This window comes from Streptomyces sp. NPDC093510 (genome assembly GCF_040683555.1).
Classification (GTDB): domain Bacteria; phylum Actinomycetota; class Actinomycetes; order Streptomycetales; family Streptomycetaceae; genus Streptomyces.
The window spans coordinates 22,194-39,325 of sequence record NZ_JBFBEE010000030.1 but is presented as its reverse complement, the minus strand read 5'-3'; the positions used below and the strand labels follow the sequence as shown (position 1 = coordinate 39,325).

Annotated in this window: 15 protein-coding genes; 10 read left to right on the top strand and 5 right to left on the bottom strand. The window is 69.9% G+C overall.

Annotation, left to right across the window (positions count from 1 at the left end):
• Positions 1-82 precede the first annotated feature (82 nt).
• The 4 genes from AB0N81_RS35020 to AB0N81_RS35005 all read left to right on the top strand — a co-directional run bounded on the left by AB0N81_RS35020 (position 83) and on the right by AB0N81_RS35005 (position 2,598).
• Positions 83-229 (top strand): hypothetical protein, encoded by a 147-nt coding sequence (locus AB0N81_RS35020; protein ID WP_365365650.1) that lies wholly within the window; start codon positions 83-85, stop codon positions 227-229.
• 118 nt (positions 230-347) lie between these two features.
• Positions 348-920, top strand: a complete 573-nt coding sequence (locus AB0N81_RS35015) for a dihydrofolate reductase family protein (RefSeq protein ID WP_365365648.1) — start codon at positions 348-350, stop codon at positions 918-920.
• Between the two features lie 15 nt (positions 921-935).
• Positions 936-1,940 (top strand): YdcF family protein, encoded by a 1,005-nt coding sequence (locus tag AB0N81_RS35010; RefSeq protein WP_365365759.1) that lies wholly within the window; start codon positions 936-938, stop codon positions 1,938-1,940.
• Between the two features lie 250 nt (positions 1,941-2,190).
• Positions 2,191-2,598, top strand: a complete 408-nt coding sequence (locus AB0N81_RS35005) for a hypothetical protein (protein WP_365365646.1) — start codon at positions 2,191-2,193, stop codon at positions 2,596-2,598.
• Positions 2,599-2,617: 19 nt separating this feature from the next.
• Here the strand turns inward: AB0N81_RS35005 and AB0N81_RS35000 are convergent, their stop codons facing one another.
• The 3 genes from AB0N81_RS35000 to AB0N81_RS34990 form a co-directional block, all read right to left on the bottom strand.
• Positions 2,618-3,688, bottom strand: coding sequence for a LacI family DNA-binding transcriptional regulator (locus tag AB0N81_RS35000; protein WP_365365644.1), 1,071 nt, complete (start codon positions 3,686-3,688; stop codon positions 2,618-2,620).
• Positions 3,689-3,759: 71 nt separating this feature from the next.
• Positions 3,760-5,517, bottom strand: coding sequence for a discoidin domain-containing protein (locus tag AB0N81_RS34995; protein ID WP_365365642.1), 1,758 nt, complete (start codon positions 5,515-5,517; stop codon positions 3,760-3,762).
• A 56-nt stretch (positions 5,518-5,573) separates the two neighbouring features.
• The gene (locus tag AB0N81_RS34990) at positions 5,574-6,674 is read right to left on the bottom strand and encodes a DUF1996 domain-containing protein (protein ID WP_365365640.1); all 1,101 of its coding nucleotides are present in this window, start codon (positions 6,672-6,674) and stop codon (positions 5,574-5,576) included.
• 332 nt (positions 6,675-7,006) lie between these two features.
• Between AB0N81_RS34990 and AB0N81_RS34985 the strand changes: the two genes are divergently transcribed.
• A complete protein-coding gene (locus AB0N81_RS34985; protein ID WP_365365638.1) occupies positions 7,007-8,812 on the top strand; it encodes a coagulation factor 5/8 type domain-containing protein in 1,806 nt (601 codons plus the stop codon).
• Positions 8,813-8,837: 25 nt separating this feature from the next.
• Here AB0N81_RS34985 and AB0N81_RS34980 read toward each other — a convergent pair whose 3' ends face one another.
• Both AB0N81_RS34980 and AB0N81_RS34975 read right to left on the bottom strand, forming a co-directional pair.
• Positions 8,838-9,908 (bottom strand): helix-turn-helix domain-containing protein, encoded by a 1,071-nt coding sequence (locus AB0N81_RS34980; RefSeq protein ID WP_365365636.1) that lies wholly within the window; start codon positions 9,906-9,908, stop codon positions 8,838-8,840.
• A 337-nt stretch (positions 9,909-10,245) separates the two neighbouring features.
• Positions 10,246-11,445, bottom strand: coding sequence for a 4-hydroxybenzoate 3-monooxygenase (locus AB0N81_RS34975; protein ID WP_365365634.1), 1,200 nt, complete (start codon positions 11,443-11,445; stop codon positions 10,246-10,248).
• A gap of 174 nt (positions 11,446-11,619) precedes the next feature.
• Here AB0N81_RS34975 and AB0N81_RS34970 point away from each other — a divergent pair, with 174 nt between their 5' ends.
• The 5 genes from AB0N81_RS34970 to AB0N81_RS34950 all read left to right on the top strand — a co-directional run bounded on the left by AB0N81_RS34970 (position 11,620) and on the right by AB0N81_RS34950 (position 17,070).
• Positions 11,620-12,576: a streptomycin biosynthesis protein gene (locus tag AB0N81_RS34970; protein WP_365365632.1), complete on the top strand. Its 957-nt coding sequence runs from the start codon at positions 11,620-11,622 to the stop codon at positions 12,574-12,576.
• A gap of 210 nt (positions 12,577-12,786) precedes the next feature.
• Positions 12,787-13,305, top strand: a complete 519-nt coding sequence (locus AB0N81_RS34965) for a hypothetical protein (RefSeq protein WP_365365769.1) — start codon at positions 12,787-12,789, stop codon at positions 13,303-13,305.
• A complete protein-coding gene (gene gmd / locus AB0N81_RS34960; protein WP_365365757.1) occupies positions 13,296-14,360 on the top strand; it encodes a GDP-mannose 4,6-dehydratase in 1,065 nt (354 codons plus the stop codon). Before AB0N81_RS34965 ends, gmd begins: the two co-directional genes overlap by 10 nt.
• A gap of 35 nt (positions 14,361-14,395) precedes the next feature.
• Complete coding sequence (locus AB0N81_RS34955; RefSeq protein WP_365365630.1) at positions 14,396-15,325, top strand: FkbM family methyltransferase; 930 nt, start codon at positions 14,396-14,398, stop codon at positions 15,323-15,325.
• A 5-nt stretch (positions 15,326-15,330) separates the two neighbouring features.
• The gene (locus tag AB0N81_RS34950; protein ID WP_365365628.1) at positions 15,331-17,070 is read left to right on the top strand and encodes an amidohydrolase family protein; all 1,740 of its coding nucleotides are present in this window, start codon (positions 15,331-15,333) and stop codon (positions 17,068-17,070) included.
• Positions 17,071-17,132 lie beyond the last annotated feature (62 nt).

Below are 17,132 nucleotides of genomic sequence, written 5' to 3'. Positions count from 1 at the left end.
GGGTACGGGGAACAGGACCCGACAACCCGACAACCAACGACCACATCCCGCCGCCACGGCGGTGAGAGCCCAGGAGGACCTCATGGCCGGACTGCTCGCACGCATCAGGGCGTACAGCCGCACCCCGCAGGGCCGACGCACGGTCAGTACCGTGCGCCGGGCCGCCGCCGACCCGCGCAAGCGCGCGCAGGCCCGCTCGCTCCTCTCCCGGCTGCGCGGACGCCGCTGATCAGCACGTGACGGCACGTGACGTCACGTGCCGGAAAAACGGGCGAAGATCGATGAGTTTCTCCGTGTCCCGCGGTCATGAGTGATAATCAGCGACCGAGACATCCAGGAGACCTCAGATGCGCACCTTGATCAGCACCGCTTTCGTTTCGCTCGACGGCGTCGTGGAGGCCCCCGGCGGCGAGCCCGGCTACCGGAACTCCGGGTGGACGTTCAAGGACGTCGAGTTCCTCCCGGAGGCGTTCGAGATCAAGGGGCGGGAGCAGGAGGAGGCCGCCGCGCTGATGCTGGGCCGGGTCAGCTACGAGGCGTTCAGCCCACTCTGGCCGGACATGGAGGACTTCGCCGGCTACAAGGCGATGCCCAAGTACGTCGTCTCCACCACGCTCGGCGCGGACGACCTGGTCGGGAACTGGGGCGAGACCACGATCCTGCGCTCGCTCGACGAGGTCGCCGCGCTGAAGGAGACGGAGGGCGGCCCGATCATCGTCCACGGCAGTGCCGCCCTCAACCGGAGCCTCTCGGACGCCGGTCTGATCGACCGTTACCACCTGCTCGTCTTCCCGCTCCTGCTCGGCGCAGGCAAGCGGCTGTTCAGCGACACGGACAAGGACACCCAGAAGCTGCGGCTCGTCGAGCACGAGGCGTACGCCAACGGCCTGCAGAAGAACGTCTTCGACGTCGTCCGCTGACCCCGGCCCGTGCACATGATGGTCTACGCCCCGGCGGTGCTTCTCTTCCTCGCCTTCTGCTGGCGCATGGTGCGTGAGCGCCGCCGGTTCGGCAACGCGGTGCTCCTGGGGCTCGCCGCGCTCTGCGCCCTCGCGGCCTGGATGTACCGGCTGCTCTCGTCCGGCTCCACGTCGGGGCTCGTCATCGCCTCTTCGCTGCTCGCCCTGGGGGCGGTGGGCATCCTCGTGCTGGTGTGCCTGCTCTTCCTCAACGGCCTGCGGATGGTGCGCAAGGAGGGCAGGAGCCCCTCCAACCTGCTCTCCTTGATGGGCGCGCTGTGCGTCGTGGGCGTCGTGGCGCTGGTGGTCACGGCCGCCGTCCTGCGGACGCCTGTGATGATCGGAGTGGGCGTGGCGGCGCTCGGTCTCGCCTGCTACCTCTCGTTCCTGTTCCTGAGCTTCGTCGTCTACGCGTTCCTCTACGGCCGGCTGCGCATCCGCCGCAAGGCCGACTACGTGGTCGTGCTGGGCTCCGGTCTCCTCGGCGGGACCACGGTGCCCCCGCTGCTCGCCAGTCGGCTCCTGCGGGCACAAGAGGTCCACGCGCAGCTCGCCCGGCGCGGCGCGGCGCCGGTGCTCATCGCCTCGGGAGGGCAGGGGCCGGACGAGGAACTCCCGGAATCCCACGCCATGGCCGACTACCTGACGGAGCGCGGATTTCCCGCGGACCTGATCGAGCGCGAGGACCGGTCGACGACGACGGAGGAGAACCTGCGGTTCAGCAAGGCGATCATGGAGAAGTCCGATCCCGGCTACCGCTGCGTCATCGTCACGAACAACTACCACGCCTTCCGGGCCGCGCTCCTCGCCCGGCGGATCGGTGTGCGGGGCCAGGTGGTCGGCTCGACCACGGCGGCGTACTTCTGGCCGAACGCGACGATCCGTGAGTTCGCGGCCGTCCTCGTCGCCTACAAGCGGACCAACATCGCCATGTGCCTGTTGTTCGTCCTCGGCGGCGTACTGGCCTGGGTCGCACGATGAATGTGTGTAGCCGCTCGCACTGTGGGCACGCGTCCAGTGCAGGGGTGACATCCTGCGGGGCCGCTGAACGGTCAGTGGGTGGCCCCACCTCCGAGCTGAGCGGCCGCGCCTTCGTGGGACAGGGACGCGGCCGCTCACGCGCTCCGCTCGTGGGACTGTCCCCCATTTCTCCGCATGTCATTTCAGTGGAAAAGCCTCTTTTCTCCCTACGGTGAGCGGGTCGTGCACCGATCCCACCCCTGGAGTGCTCATGCGTCCCACCCTGTCCCGTACTGTCGCTCTCTCCGCCGGCCTGCTGCTCTCTGCCGCCCCGGTGACCCCGGCTTTGGCCGTCGCCGGTCCCGGACACCTCACACCCGCGTACGCGCAACAGACGGCGCCCAAGAAGGCGACCCTGTCGGCCAAGGCCACGGTCAGATCGATCAGGGCGTGGGAGCAGTTCCGGGTGTACGGCTCCAGCACCCGTCTGCGGGCGGGTACGCAGGTGACGCTCCAGCAGCTTCAGAAAAAGGGCTGGGTGTCGCTGCCGATCAAGATGAGGACCAACAAGGCGGGGGCCTACAACCTGCGGGTCAAGCTCGGCATCAGGGGCCTCAACAAGATCCGCGTCGTCGGCAGCGGCGCCGTGTCCAACGTCGTTCAGGTCACCATCCGCTGACGCGGCCGGCCCCCGATCGTCACGCCGAGTCCCGCACCACCAGCTCCGGCTCGAAGATGAGCGAGGTCGGTTCCGTGCGAGTGCCCTGGATGTGCTCCTGGAGCAGTCCCGCCATGGCCGCCGTCATCTCCTCCACCGGCTGGCGGACGGTGGTCAACGGCGGCCCGCAGGTGAGGGCGACGCTGGAGTCGTCGAAGCCGACCACCGCCACGTTCTGCGGCACCCGCATGCCGCGCTCCCGCAGGAACTCGCACACACCTTGCGCCATGAGGTCGTTGGCCACGAACACCCCGTCCAGGCCGGGGTGTTCGGCCAGCAGCCGGGCCATCGACGCGACCCCGCTCTCCCGGGTGAAGTTGCCCTCCGCGATCGGCACGTACGCCGTTCCCGCGCGCTCCAGCGCCTCGCGGAAACCGGCGAGCCGCTCCTGGCAGGCGGGCAGGTCCAGCGGTCCGGTGACGGTCGCAAGCCTGCGCCGCCCGCGCGCCAGGAGGTGCTCCGCGGCCAGCCGTCCGCCCTCGCGGTGCGCCAGGTCGACGTAGCTGATCGGGACGGGCAGCGCGGGCCGCGCGAAGCAGACGGCGGGCAGCCCTTCGGCGACGAGTTGCGAGGGCAGCGGATCCTCGGCGTGCGTGGAGACGACGAGGGCGCCGTCGGCGCTGCCCTGCCGGAGGAAGCCCGTCACCTGCTTCCTGGCCGCCTCGCTCTCGGCGACCATCAGGACCGGGTGCATCGAACGCGGCCGCAGGAAGCCGACCACGCCGCTGACCACCCGCCCGAAGAAGGGGTCCGCGAACACGCGGGCCGCGAAGGCGTTCTGTACGCCGTCGCCGGGGCGATCGCCTTCCCGCGGCGCGTCGCCCTCCTCCCCCGCGCCCGAGATCACCAGGGCGATGGTCTCCGTGCGCCGGGTGACCAGGGAGCGCGCCGCCCGGTTGGGCGCGTACCCGGTGCGCTCGATCGCGTCGCGCACCAGGTCGCGTATGGCCGGGTCGACGTTGCGCACTCCGTTGACCACCCGTGACACCGTCGCCCGGGAGACCCCCGCCTCGCGTGCCACGTCCTCGAGCGTCAGCGACCGTCTCTCCATGCGTGCACTCTAACTTCTCGGCGCGGCAGGGAGATAGAGCGCTCTCCGGCAGGGGTGCACGGCGGTCCGGCTCAGCGGTAGACGCCGAACTCGTAGAGCGAGTAGCCGTAACCGGTGCCACGGGCGGTGCCGTTGACGCGCACGTAGCGACCGGTGCCGCTGACGTCGAAGTCGTCGATGCCGCCGTTGCCGTCCCTCACCTCGTGGACGGTCCGCCAGTTCTGCCCGTCGTCGGAGGTCTGGATCGTGTACGCCTTCGCGTACGACGTCTCCCAGTTGAGCTGGACGTGCCGGAACGACTGGCTGGAGCCGAGGTCGACGCGGAGCCACTGGGGGTCGCTCCAGTCGCTGGCCCAGCGGGTCGTGACCTTGCCGTCGACGGCGCCCGCGGCGGTGCAGGGACAGTCACCTCCACCGGTCTGGTGGGAGGACGCCGTCGCCGTCCTGCCGAGGGCGATGTTCGTGCCGTCGACCGGCGGGGCGACCACGCGCACCGACCGCGTCTCGACGCCCACGTTGCCTCTGCCGTCGGTGACCTTGACGTAGATCTTCCACACGCCGGTCCGGTCGGGGGCGGTGACCTTCAGCCGGCCGGACCCCTCGTGGGTGAAGCGCAGTGGCGTCAGGTTCTTGTCCTTGTCGATGTACATGCTGTTGCCGAGGACTTCATGGCTCAGCGTGTCCCCGTCGGGGTCGGTCGTCTTGGTGGTGAGGGTGAGCGAGCCGCCCGCCGGAACCTTGGAGGCGTCCCCTTCGACGGTCATCGCGGAGATGACCGGCGGGGTGTTGTCGCGGGAGGTGTCGGCGCCGTACGCCTTCTTCAGCGCGTAGTACGAGAGCCGTTTCTGGCCCGCGGGAAGGAGGTTGAACCAGATGCCGCCGAAGTCGTACTCCGTGCCGTAGTGGAACATCGTGGCGCCGAGCGCGACGCCCTTGTGGCCGGTGACGCAGTCCCACGCCTTGGTGTAACCGGCCGCCTTGGCCAGGTCGGTGGGCTCCTCGGGCGCGCCGTTTGCGTCGTCGGGCACCTCCCACTCGCCCGCGGGTCCGCTCTCGGTGACGATGTAGGGCTTCGTGTAACCACCCTGCTCCCAGGCCGATTTGATGTCGCACACCGCGTTGTAGGAGTTCACGGCGTACAGGTCGAGGTCGGGGGCGTTCTTCTTGTAGTACGGCCAGGCGCCGGTCCACGCGTCTGTCGAGGTGACCGGGTGGTCTGGGTCGACGGAGTGGATCCTCTTCGCGACATCGTTGACGAAGGCGGTGTAGGCGTCGCGCTGGCGCTCCAGCTCCGTGCCGTTGTAGCAGTTCTGCAGTCCGAGCACCGATTCGTTGCCGACGTTCCACATCAGGACACCGGGGTGGTCCTTGTAGGTCTGCACCCACTTGGGGAACTCTTCGAGCATCTGGTTCTTGTACGCGGTGTCGGTGAGGTAGTCGACGCAGCCGCCGCTGCCCGGGCCGCCGCCGGGCTGCAGCCAGAAGCCCGCGATCACCTTGACGCCGTGGGCGGCGGCCGAGTCGAGCAGGGGCTTGCTGGAGGCGTCGGTGCCCCAGGTGCGGATGGTGTTGACGCCCATGGACTTGACGTCGGGCATGTACTTGTCGGCGTCGGCGGCGGACGGGCCCCAGGTCAGGCCCTTGATCTGGTAGGGGGAGCCGTTCACGGAGAGCTGCCAGTCGCCCTGTGATCCGGTCACCTCGACGACGTTTCCGGCTGCTTCGGCCTGCCGGTCGGGCAGGGTGAGGGCGCCGGTGGCGAGCAGGGCGACGGTGAGCGGGACGGCCAGGCGTCTGCCTGTCGGCCGGGACGGGCGGGCTGCGGGCATGCGGGGGCCTCCTGGGGGGTGAGAGGGGTGGGCTCGCGGCGGCGCGGCGGGACCGGTCACGGCAGTTCGTAGTTCTCGTCGAGCGCGGCGCCGGCCTCGGGGTGCGTCTCGTCGTACCCACGGGCGTCGCACTGCAGCCCGCCGACGACACAGTGGTCGACCAGAGCCTTGAGCGTCGGGGCGTCCCACGCGTTGAAGAAGTCGTAGTGGAACGAGTAGCCCGCGCCGCTCGACAGCCGCACCTGCGAGAGGTCGCCGTTGACCGGGAACGCCATCTTGAACTCGATCATCGGCAGCGCCACGGGGTGGGACGCGGGACAGATGTTGTCGTTCGTGCCGGCCCGCACCTTCGGGTAGGACATGTGGCTCTGGTGGTCCGGCGTGTCCAGGTGCTCGCCATCCCAGCAACTCGGCGCCTGGAAGCGGATGTTGAGCTGGGTGTCCGCCGAGGTGGGGCAGCTCTTGGGGAAGTCGACGTTGAAGTAGCTCTCACCGCACTCCCAGCCCTCCACGAAGCCGGGGTGGCGGCGGAACTCCTCCGCGGTCTGCGTCGGACTGCCGACGACGTAACGCAGCCCCTCCGGGAAGGGGCGCACGCTGGTGTAGTCGGTGACGCCCGACTTGTAGTAGATGACCTGCGGCCCCACGGGCAGAACCGGCTGGCCGCCCTTGGACAGCGTGGGCATCCAATACGCCGACTTGTCGCCGGGCGCCTTGCACTTGGTGCTGCCGTTCTTCAGGGAGTCCGTGGTGCTGTGGGCGTCCGTCGTCGTGTTGCCCATGAACGTGTGGTCGTGGGAGCTGCCCGGCCGGCCGGGGTAGACGATCGGGTCGTCCGGCTTGGTGTGCGTCACCGTGCAGTTCGCCTGGAACTCGTGGAAGTAGCGGTGGGGTGGTTCCTTCACCGCTGGCTTCACGCCGGTGACCGGCGTTTTCGCGGGAACGTAGCCGTCGCCGTCCCGGTCGTCCGCGGTGGCGCGGGTGGACGCCGCCATCGTGTGCCCCTGGTGTGCGGAGTGCGCCGGGGCGTCACCGGACGCGCTCACCCGGGCCGGGGCGGTGTCGTCGCCGGACGCCATTCCGCCCACCCCCAGCGAGGTCACGAGGAGTGCTCCGGACATCAGCAGCCCTGAGATGAGCCTTGTTCTCCGTGCCATGGCGGCCTCCTGCCACGTCGGTTGGAAAGCCTCTGGGAGAGCGCTCTCCCGCTGCCGGAGTGTTGCGGCCTCGGCGTGAGCGTGTCAATAGAAAGTGAACGCTCCGCGCTCCCGCGTTCCGCGCCGCCGCACTGCCTGCGCGGCAGCGGGCGGGAAGGCAACTCGGGGAGGCAACTGGCTTGCGGGGACGTCGGCTTGATGCCTCATCAGCGTCGACGCCGGCAACTTCAGAGCTACCTCTTGACTCGTTCTTCACGCGGATGAACTATTCCCGGTCAAGAGAGCGCTCCCCCGGCCCCTGATCGTTCACTTCCTGAAACAGGAGAGCCCCCATGCCCACCTCCCCGAGCTCCCCAAGCTCCCCGGCTTCACCGGCTTCACCGACTTCCCCCACACGCCGCACCGTTCTGGGCGCGATGGCCGCGTCGGCCGCCGCCGTCGGCCTCGCGTCCACGGCCGGCCCCGCGTCGGCGCGTACCCCGGCCGCCGCGCTGCCCGGCGGCGGCGACCTCGGCCCCAACGTGATCGTCTTCTCGCCCTCCACCTCCGGCATCCAGGCGAGACTCGACGAGATCTTCCGCCAGCAGGAGAGCGCGCAGTTCGGCAGCGGGCGCTACGCGCTGCTGTTCAGGCCGGGCACGTACCACGGACTCAACGCCCAACTCGGCTTCTACACCTCGATCGCGGGCCTCGGCCTCTCCCCCGACGACACGTCCATCAACGGTGACGTGACGGTCGACGCCGGCTGGTTCAACGGCAACGCGACCCAGAACTTCTGGCGTTCGGCGGAGAACCTCGCCCTCACCCCGGTCAACGGCACCAACCGGTGGGCGGTGGCGCAGGCGGCACCGTTCCGCCGGATGCACATCAGGGGCGGCCTCAACCTAGCGCCCAACGGCTACGGCTGGGCCAGCGGCGGCTACATCGCCGACAGCAGGATCGACGGCAGCGTCGGCCCCTACTCCCAGCAGCAGTGGTACACCCGGGACAGTTCCGTCGGAGGCTGGGTCAACGCGGTCTGGAACATGGTGTTCTCGGGTGTCGAGGGCGCGCCGGGGCAGAGCTTCCCGAACCCCCCGTACACCACGCTCCACACCACGCCGATCTCACGCGAGAAGCCCTTCCTGTACCTGGACGGCGCCGACTACAGGGTGTTCCTGCCCGAGAAGCGCACCAACGCACGCGGAACCACCTGGGGAAACGGCACTCCGCGCGGTACGTCCCTGCCGCTCACCCAGTTCTACGTCGCCAAGCCAGGCACCAGCGCCGCGACGATGAACGAGGCCCTGGCCCAGGGCCTCAACCTCCTGCTGACGCCCGGCATTTACCGCATCGACCGGGCCATCGAGGTGAACCGCGCCAACACCGTCGTCCTCGGCCTCGGCTATGCCACACTCGTGCCCGAGGGCGGCGCGTCCGCGATGAAGGTCGCCGACGTGGACGGGGTGCGGCTCGCCGGGTTGCTCATCGACGCCGGGCCGGTCAACTCACCCGTGCTGTTGCAGGTCGGGCCGCGGGGCTCCACCCGCGACCACTCCGCGAATCCGATCTCCGTCCAGGACGTCTTCATCAGGATCGGCGGCGCGGGGCCCGGCAAGGCCACGCTCAGCATGGAGGTCAACAGCCGCCACACGATCATCGACCACACCTGGGTGTGGCGCGCCGACCACGGTGCCGGAGTGGGCTGGGAGACCAACCGCGCGGACTACGGAGTGCGCGTCAACGGAGACGACGTCCTGGCGACCGGTCTGTTCGTCGAGCACTTCAACAAGTACGACGTGCAGTGGTCGGGCCAGCGCGGGCGCACGATCTTCTTCCAGAACGAGAAGGCCTACGACGCGCCCGACCAGGCGACCGTCCAGGACGGGAACGTCAAGGGCTTCGCCGCCTACAAGGTCGACAGTTCCGTCACCTCCCACGAGGGCTGGGGCATGGGCAGCTACTGCAACTACACCTCGGACCCCTCGATCCGCCAGGACCACGGTTTCGCGGCGCCGCGGACCGCGGGCGTCAAGTTCCACGGCCTGCTGGTCGTCTCGCTCGGCGGCCAGGGCCAGTACGAGCACGTCATCAACGACACGGGAGCGCCCACGTCGGGAACGTCGACCGTGCCGTCGACGGTGGTCTCCTATCCGTGATCCGCGAACTTCCGTGATCCGCGAACTACAGACAGCCTGAACAGCTGAACCGCTGTGGATGCGGCCGTGCGGGCCGCGTCCTCTCCGGTGCCCCGCGGACGATGACGTGCATGTCGTCGTCCGCGGTGCCGAGCAGGTCCAGGAAGTTGCTGTCCGCCTCCAGGTGGCGGTCGAACTCGGCGAGGCCGAGGCGCGGGTGGGCGGCGATCCACACGGCGGCGGTCCGCAGGGCCAGGGGGAGATAGCCGCAGCGCAGCGCCACGCTGGCCAGCGCGTCCGGCTCCGCGTCGGCCCGGGGCGCGCCGATCACCGACCGGAGCAGGTCCGCCGCGTCCCTGGGCGCGAGCGGGCCGAGCGTCAGGCGCATCACCGGGGCCGGTGAGATCTGCAGCCCGGCGAGGTGTCTGCGGCTGGTCACCAGCACCGCGCAGCCGTCGGACCCGGGCAGCAGCGGCTGGACCTGGGCGGAGGTCGCCGCGTTGTCCAGCACGACGAGGACCGACCGGCCCGAGAGGAGGGAGCGGTACATCGCGGACCGCTCCTCCTGATCGTCCGGTATGCGGTCCGAGTGGACGCCGAGTGCCCGCAGGAAGCCGCTCAGCACTTGTCCGGAATCCAACGGATCCCCGGTGCTGTCGTCCCCGCGCAGGTTCACGAACAGCGCACCGTCGGCGAACTGGCTCGCCACGGCGTGGGCACACCGCAGGACGAGGGTCGTCTTGCCGACACCCGGCAGCCCGTCGACGCAGACCATGGGCACCCTGCCGGGGATACCGGTGCGGCCGAGGAGCAGTCTCTCCAGGCGGTTCGACGCCTCGGATCGTCCGAACAATCCGCGGGGCGCGGCGGGGAGTTGGGCCAAGGGCGGCCGGTCGTCGCACCGGCCCTTGGATGCGGCCTGGGCCCGCTCGGCGAGTTCGCCTCCGGTGCCGAGCACCTCGTCGCAGACCTGGGCGAGCTCGGCGCTCATGGGCTTTCTGCCGTTCTCGACCTTGGACAGATAGCCCTTGTCGTAGTGGGCCAGCTCCGCCATCCGCAGCAGGGAGAGACCGGCTTCCTTCCGGCGTCGCTGCAGTAACTGGCCATCGGTCGCCATGGTCGCTGTCTCGTCCGACACGTTTCCCCTCTGTGCGGCGCCGGCGGCACCGCGGCCACGCCCCTGGGCGCACACCGATGCATTGCCGTTCGGTGTGTCCTCATCCGGCTCAGCGGTCGCACAGCAGGTCCCGGCCTGCGGGGACCCCATGGACGGCGGCCATGCCGCCGTGCGCGGCAATCGGCTGCTGCGATCGCTCAACCACCCAGGGTGATCACACATGTACGGATGATCCCCCGGCCTGCGTGTAGCCTGCAACTGGACAAATCGGGCAGGCGGTTGAACCGCGCCACCATCGGCGGACGACAGGAGGCGTATGCCGGACGGTCGGCCGCGATCAGCGGACGGACCTCCCGGACCATCCGGTGTAGGCCTCGGCGAGGTACGCCGAACCGGCGGCGGACTCCACCACTGAGGCCAGCTCCCCGAGTTGGCGGCGCGCATCGAAGCCGGTGGAGCCGGGCAGTCTGTGCAGCATCGACGTCATCCAGTAGGAGAAGTGCTGGGCCCGCCAGACGCGGCGCAGCGCCCGCGGTCCGTAGGCGTCGAGGGCGGCGCCGTCGCCCGCCCCGACGGCGCTCTCCAACACCTCCGCAAGCACCCGCACGTCGGCCAGCGCGAGATTGAGGCCCTTCGCCCCGGTGGGCGGGACGGTGTGCGCGGCGTCGCCGGCCAGCAGCATGTTCCCGTAGCGCATCGGCTCGCACACCAGACTGCGGAAGCGCAGGACCGAACGGTCGGTCACCGGGCCCTCCTTGAGGGAGAAGCCGTCCGGGCCCGCCACCCGAGCCTGCAGTTCCGCCCAGATCCGGTCTTCCGACCAGGCTTCCGGGTCCTCGTCCGGGTCGCACTGGAAGTACATGCGCTGTACCGACTCGGTGCGCTGGCTGATGAGCGCGAACCCGCGGTCGGAGTGGGTGTAGACGAGTTCGGCGGCGCTCGGCGGCGCCTCGACGAGAACGCCGAACCAGGCGAACGGGTACTCGCGGAAGAAGTGCGTGCGGGCGGCCTCGGGCACCGCGGACCGGCACACGCCGTGCGACCCGTCGGCGCCGACCAGGACGTCGCAGCGCACCTCCTGGGAGCACCCGTCGGCGTCGTCGAACAGGATGCCGGGGTGGTCCGTCGTCAGGTCGGCCACCCGGGTGCCGGTGACGCCGAAGCGTATGTCTCCCCCGTCGCGCTCGCGGGCGTCGGCGAGGTCGGCGAACACGTCGGTCTGCGGATAGAGCCATACGCTCTCGCCGACCAGCTCCTGGAAGTCGACGCGGTGGCCGGCCCCTTCGAAGCGCAGCTCGATGCCGTCGTGCCGTTGCCCGTCGCGGAGCACCCGGTCGGACACCCCGGTGTCGGTGAGCAGCCGGACGCTGTCGGCTTCCAGGATGCCCGCCCGGCCGGTGGCCTCGATCCGGGCGCGGGTGCGGTTGTCGACCACGGTCGAGTCGATGCCCCTGCGGGCCAGCAGGTGCGACAACATGAGGCCCGCCGGGCCCGCGCCGACGATGCCGACGGTGGTACGTGTGAGAGCTGGGGGCATGGCCCGTCCCTTCTGGTTCGGTGTGGGTTGTTCCAGTTGCCCGCTACATAGGGCAACCAGGCAACTACTTGCCCCTCGCCGGATCACTGACGAAGGCTTGTGGAGTTGCCCAAAGGCCGTTCGTACGCGCCGAGATCGAGTGGCCCTACACACTCCATCGCCACTTGGGGGATCATGTCGACTGCTCCTGACCCGACTCGGGACGATGCCCGTGCCGATCACTTCCTGGCGCTCCGGCAGCGCGTCAGTGACGACTGCGTGTCCCTGCCCATCGCATCACTCCTGCCCGCGGACTCCCCACGTCTCGACGGCGAGAGCCCACACCATGTGCGGCTGATGGCGGAGCTGGACGACGAGATGCAGCCCATCGTCGTACACGAAGGCTCCCTGCGGGTCGTCGACGGCATGCACCGGCTGCGCGCGCGGGCCGCACGCGGTGACGCGACCATCCGGGCCCGCTACTTCCACGGCACCGACGACGAGGCGTTCCTGTTCGCCGTCCAGGCCAATACCCGGCACGGCCTCCCTCTCACCCGCGAGGAGCGCAGGGCCGCCGCTAGACGCATCATCGAGGCCTTTCCCGCCATGTCCGACCGGGCCCTTTCGAAGCTCACCGGACTCGCCCAGCAGACCGTCACCAAAATTCGGCAGCAATCCCCGTCCGCCTGCGCCGGACAGAAACGGATCGGGGTCGACGGGCGGGCCCGGCCCATAAATCCCGACGAGCACCGAAGGATTGCGGAACAGTACCTCAAAGAGAATCCGCACGCGTCTTTGCGGGAGATCGCGCGGGCCGCGAACATCTCGCCGTCGACGGCCCATGACGTACGCCGGCGCGCGGCGCCCCGGGACGACGCGCGGGAGTCCCCGGCACAGCGGCCCGCGCCCGCGCACCGGGACGGTCCGGGGCCACTCCGCACGCTGGAGCTGCTGGCCCGCGACCCGTCCGTCCGGCACACGGAGGCCGGCCGGCTCCTGGTCCAGTGGCTGCGGCTGACCGCGGCGATCAACCAGAACCACAAGCTGATCGTGAGCAGCATCCCGGAGCACTGCACCGAGATCGCGGCGCAGGCCATGCGGGTCTGCATGTCCAACCTGGACGAGTTCGCCAGGAGGCTGGAGCAGCAGTAGGGCGGTGTTCGACTGCACAACTTCGTGCAGTCGAACACCACTTGACCCACCACTTCGGCGCCTCATAGCCTTCTTTTCGTATTCCTCGTGAATGCACGCACATTCCCGAAGAATTGCGCAGGCATTCCATCGCTCGATTCAGACCGCTCGATTCAGACCGCTCGATTCGACCAGAGTGACGAGGGGCGCCATGATTTTGAATGTCTCGAAATGACAGAGCAGCTGAAGGAATTCCCGTCGGCTCCGCCGCAGACGCGGATGCTCGTGTGCGCGGACGGTTCGACGACCGTTCTGCTCGACGCCCTCATGGGTGAGCAGTTGAGCGTGCGGGTCGACCACCAGCGCCAGGTGCCCGCCGCACGCGTCGAGCGCATCGGATGCCGGATCCTGGGCGCCTCCCCGGGCACTCTGGTGGTCGATCGCCAGTCCCGCATCCTCACGTCGGACCGGGCCGTGATCAGCGTGAACCGGGTCGTGATCGCCGGGCGGGGCAGCGACAGCCTCGTACCGCCTCCCGAGGAGCTCCTCGGCCCGTACCTGAAAAGGGCCGGTCTGGCCCTGAAGCGGGAGCTGATCGCCGTGTCACGCGGCAGCTGGCCGCTGGCCGGTCCGCCGTCCGACTGCGTGAGCAAGGAGTACGTCATCGACTGCGGCGAGGCGGGCCGGGTCTACGTCCACGAGAGGTTCAACCCCAGGTTCGTGCCTCTCGAAGGGAGAGGATCGGCGTGAAGCGGGCACTGATCACCGGCATCACGGGTCAGGACGGTTCCTACCTCGCCGACCTGCTGTTGGAGAAGGGCTACGAAGTCCACGGCATCGTTCGCCGCAGCTCCACCTTCAACACCCGCAGGCTCGACCACATCTACCGTGATCCGCACGACGCGAGCCGGCGCCTGATCCTGCACTACGGCGACATCGGCGACGCGAGCCGCCTCGTGACGCTGCTGATGCGCATCCGGCCCGACGAGGTCTACCACTTGGCCGCGCAGTCCCATGTCCGGGTGAGCTTCGACGAGCCCGAACACACCGGTGACACCACCGGGATGGGCACCACCCGGCTGCTCGAGGCGATCCTCATGTCCGGCACGGACATCCGCTACTACCAGGCCTCCTCCTCGGAGATGTTCGGCGCCACACCGCCGCCGCAGAGCGAGGAGACTGTCTTCCACCCCCGCAGCCCGTACGGTGCCGCGAAGGTCTACAGCTACTGGATGACCCGCAACTACCGTGAGGCGCACGGGATGTTCGCGGTCAACGGCATCCTGTTCAACCACGAGTCCCCGCGGCGCGGCGAGACGTTCGTGACGCGCAAGATCGCCCGTGCGGCGGCGCGCATCAAGACCGGCCTCGAGGAGTACGTCTACCTCGGCAACATCGACGCCGTCCGTGACTGGGGCTACGCCCCCGAGTACGTCGAGGGCATGTGGCGCATGCTCCAGCTCGACGAGCCCGACGACTACGTGCTCGCCACCGGAGTCGGCTCCACCGTGCGGGAGTTCGCCCAGCACTGCTTCGCCCACGTCGGACTCGACTGGCGCGACCACGTCCGCTTCGACGAGGCGTACGTGCGCCCGACGGAGGTCGACGCCCTGGTGGGCGACGCGAGCAAGGCCCGTCAGGACTTCGGCTGGACGGCGCGCACACCGGTGGACCGCCTGGCCCAGATCATGGTGGACGCCGAGCTCGGGCAGCTCGGGTCCGGCGGCCGGGACACCTGGAACGCGATCCCCTTCACCGACTCCCGCGCCCCCTTCGAACGCTCGCGACCGGTACTCCCCCGCTGACCCCCACAGGGCCCCTACCCGGAGCAGGTTGTGCCATGACCAAACCCGACCGCGCCGTCTGGCGGACCGAACTCGACCGGCGCTCCCACACGGCAGGGGTGCGCGGACTCGCGCACCGCCTGCGCCACCCGGTCCGCACGTCGTTCCCGAGCACGCGCACCCTGCGGGCCCAGCGGCACCGCGGCGAGGGCCGTCCCTCGACCGCGAGGACCTTCTGGGGCCAGCGGATGGCGATCGCGCTGCCCGAGGAGGTCTCCATATCCATTCACCGCCACGGATACGTGGACTACGACCTCACCGCGTTCCTGCTCTCCCATCTGCGCCCCGGCTCGACCGTCCTCGACGTCGGCGCCCACATCGGGTACTACACGATGCTGGCCGGCGCCCTGGTCGGCCCCGGCGGCCGCGTGGTCTCCTTCGAGCCGACGCCCTCCACGCTCTCGGTCCTGCGGACCAACGCCCGGCACCTGCCCCAGGTGACGGTGGTGCCCGCGGCGGTCTGGTCGAAGCGGGACGAGCTCGAGTTCTTCGACCGGGGCCTCGGCTACAGCGCGTACAACTCGGCGTTCGAGGCGCGGCTGCCCGATGTCGTACGCCGGCGTGTGCCGTCCGAGCGGATCTCCGTGACGGCGGTCAGCCTGGACGACCACGTGAGCGCCGAGGGCCTGCACGTCGACTTCGTGAAGATCGACGCCGAGAGCGCCGAGGCCCACGTCCTGGCCGGCATGCGCGGCCTGCTCACCAGCGGACAGCCGGTGATCTCCCTGGAGGTCGGCGACCTCGACGTGACCGACGCGCCGTCCAGCCGGGAGCTCGTCGACACCCTCATGGACGCCGGATACGAGCCCTGGGAGCTGCGCCGCGGCACCCCCGTGCCGCACCGGCCGCAGACCCGCTACGCGTACCAGAACCTGCTCTTCGCACCGACGGGCCAGTGGCCCGCGCCCCACACGAAGGAGGCCTGACCTCAGTGCACGACCTGATTGTTCGGAACGGCTCGGTCTGCGACGGGTCCGGCATCCCCGCCCGCAGGGCCGACATCGCGGTGGACCACGGTGTGATCACCAAGGTCGGCCGGGTCACCGGGCGCGGCCGCGAGGAGATCGACGCCGGCGGCCTCCTCGTCACGCCGGGCTTCGTCGACATCCACACCCACTTCGACGGGCAGGTCAGCTGGGACCCCCAGCTCACGCCGAGCTGCTGGCACGGTGTCACGTCGGTGGTGATGGGCAACTGCGGGGTCGGGTTCGCGCCCGCCCGCCCCGACCGTCACGACTGGCTGATCGGCCTCATGGAGGGCGTCGAGGACATCCCCGGTGCCTCGCTGTCCGAGGGGATCACCTGGGAGTGGGAGACCTTCCCCGAGTACCTCGACGCCGTGGAGCGCGTGCCCCGGGTGATGGACGTCGCCGCGCAGGTCCCGCACGGCGCGCTGCGCGCCTACGTGATGGGCGACCGCGGCGCCGACAACGAAGCGCCGACCGAGGACGACCTGCGGCGGATGTGCGCGCTCGTGCGGGAGGGGCTCGAAGCGGGCGCCATCGGCTTCTCCACCTCGCGCACCCTCACCCATCTCGCCATCACCGGCGTCCCGGTGCCCGGCACCTTCGCCGCCGAGGACGAGCTGTTCGCGCTCGGCGGTGTGCTCGGCGAGGTGGGCACCGGAGTGTTCCAGCTGGTGCCGCTCGGGGCGGGCGGCGAGAAGGTCGACGACCCGCTGGGCGAGATCAAGTGGATGCGCAGGCTGTCGGCGGCGGTCGGCAGGCCCATCACCTTCGGCCTCTTCCAGAACGACAACGACCCCGACGGGTGGCGCGAGCTCCTGCAGATCGCCGAGGACGCGGTGGCGGGCGGCGCGGACCTGCACCCGCAGGTCGCGGGCCGGCCGTTCAGCGTCATCATCAGCCTCGACTCGACGCACCCCTTCCACAAGCGCCCCTCGTACAAGAGGATCGCCCATCTGCCCGCGGCCGAGCGGCGCGTGGCGATGCGCGACCCCGCGCTGCGGGAGAAGATCCTCGCCGAGCTCCCGGAGAACGCCGACCCCCGTTCGGCGCTGTTCCCGCAGGGCTACGAGCGGCACTTCCCGATGGACTCGAACGCGCCGGACTACGAGCCCGCGGCCGACCAGTCCTTCGACGCCCTCGCCCGGCGGACCGGCGAGAACCCGGAAGCGCTGATCTACGACTTCCTGGCCTCCGAGGAGACCAGCGGCATGATCTTCCGGCCGCTGCTCGGATACTCGGAGTACACGCTCGACCCGATCCGCGAGATGCTGCTGCACCCCCAGGCCGTCCTCGGACTCAGCGACGCCGGGGCGCACTGCAGGCTCATCTGCGACGCCAGCACGCCGACGTCGATGCTGACGCACTGGGCGCGCGACCGCAGCCGCGGGGAGCGGCTGCCGCTGGAGTTCATCGTCAAGAAGCAGACCTCGGAGCCCGCGCGGCTCTACGGGCTGCGCGACCGCGGTCTGCTGCGCCCCGGCTACCGGGCCGACATCAACGTCATCGACCTGGACCGGCTGAGCCTGCGCGCCCCCGAGTTCGTCCACGACCTGCCCGCGGGCGGCGGTCGGCTGATCCAGAAGGCGGACGGTTACGCGGTCACGGTCGTCGCCGGCGAGGTCACCTTCCGGGACGGCACGGCGACCGGCGCGCTGCCCGGCAAGCTCGTGCGCGGCACCCGGCCGGGGCCGATCACCCTGTGACCGCGGACGCGGTGGACAACCCGCACGCCGTGAGGCGCGCGAACCGAGGACGTCAAGCGACA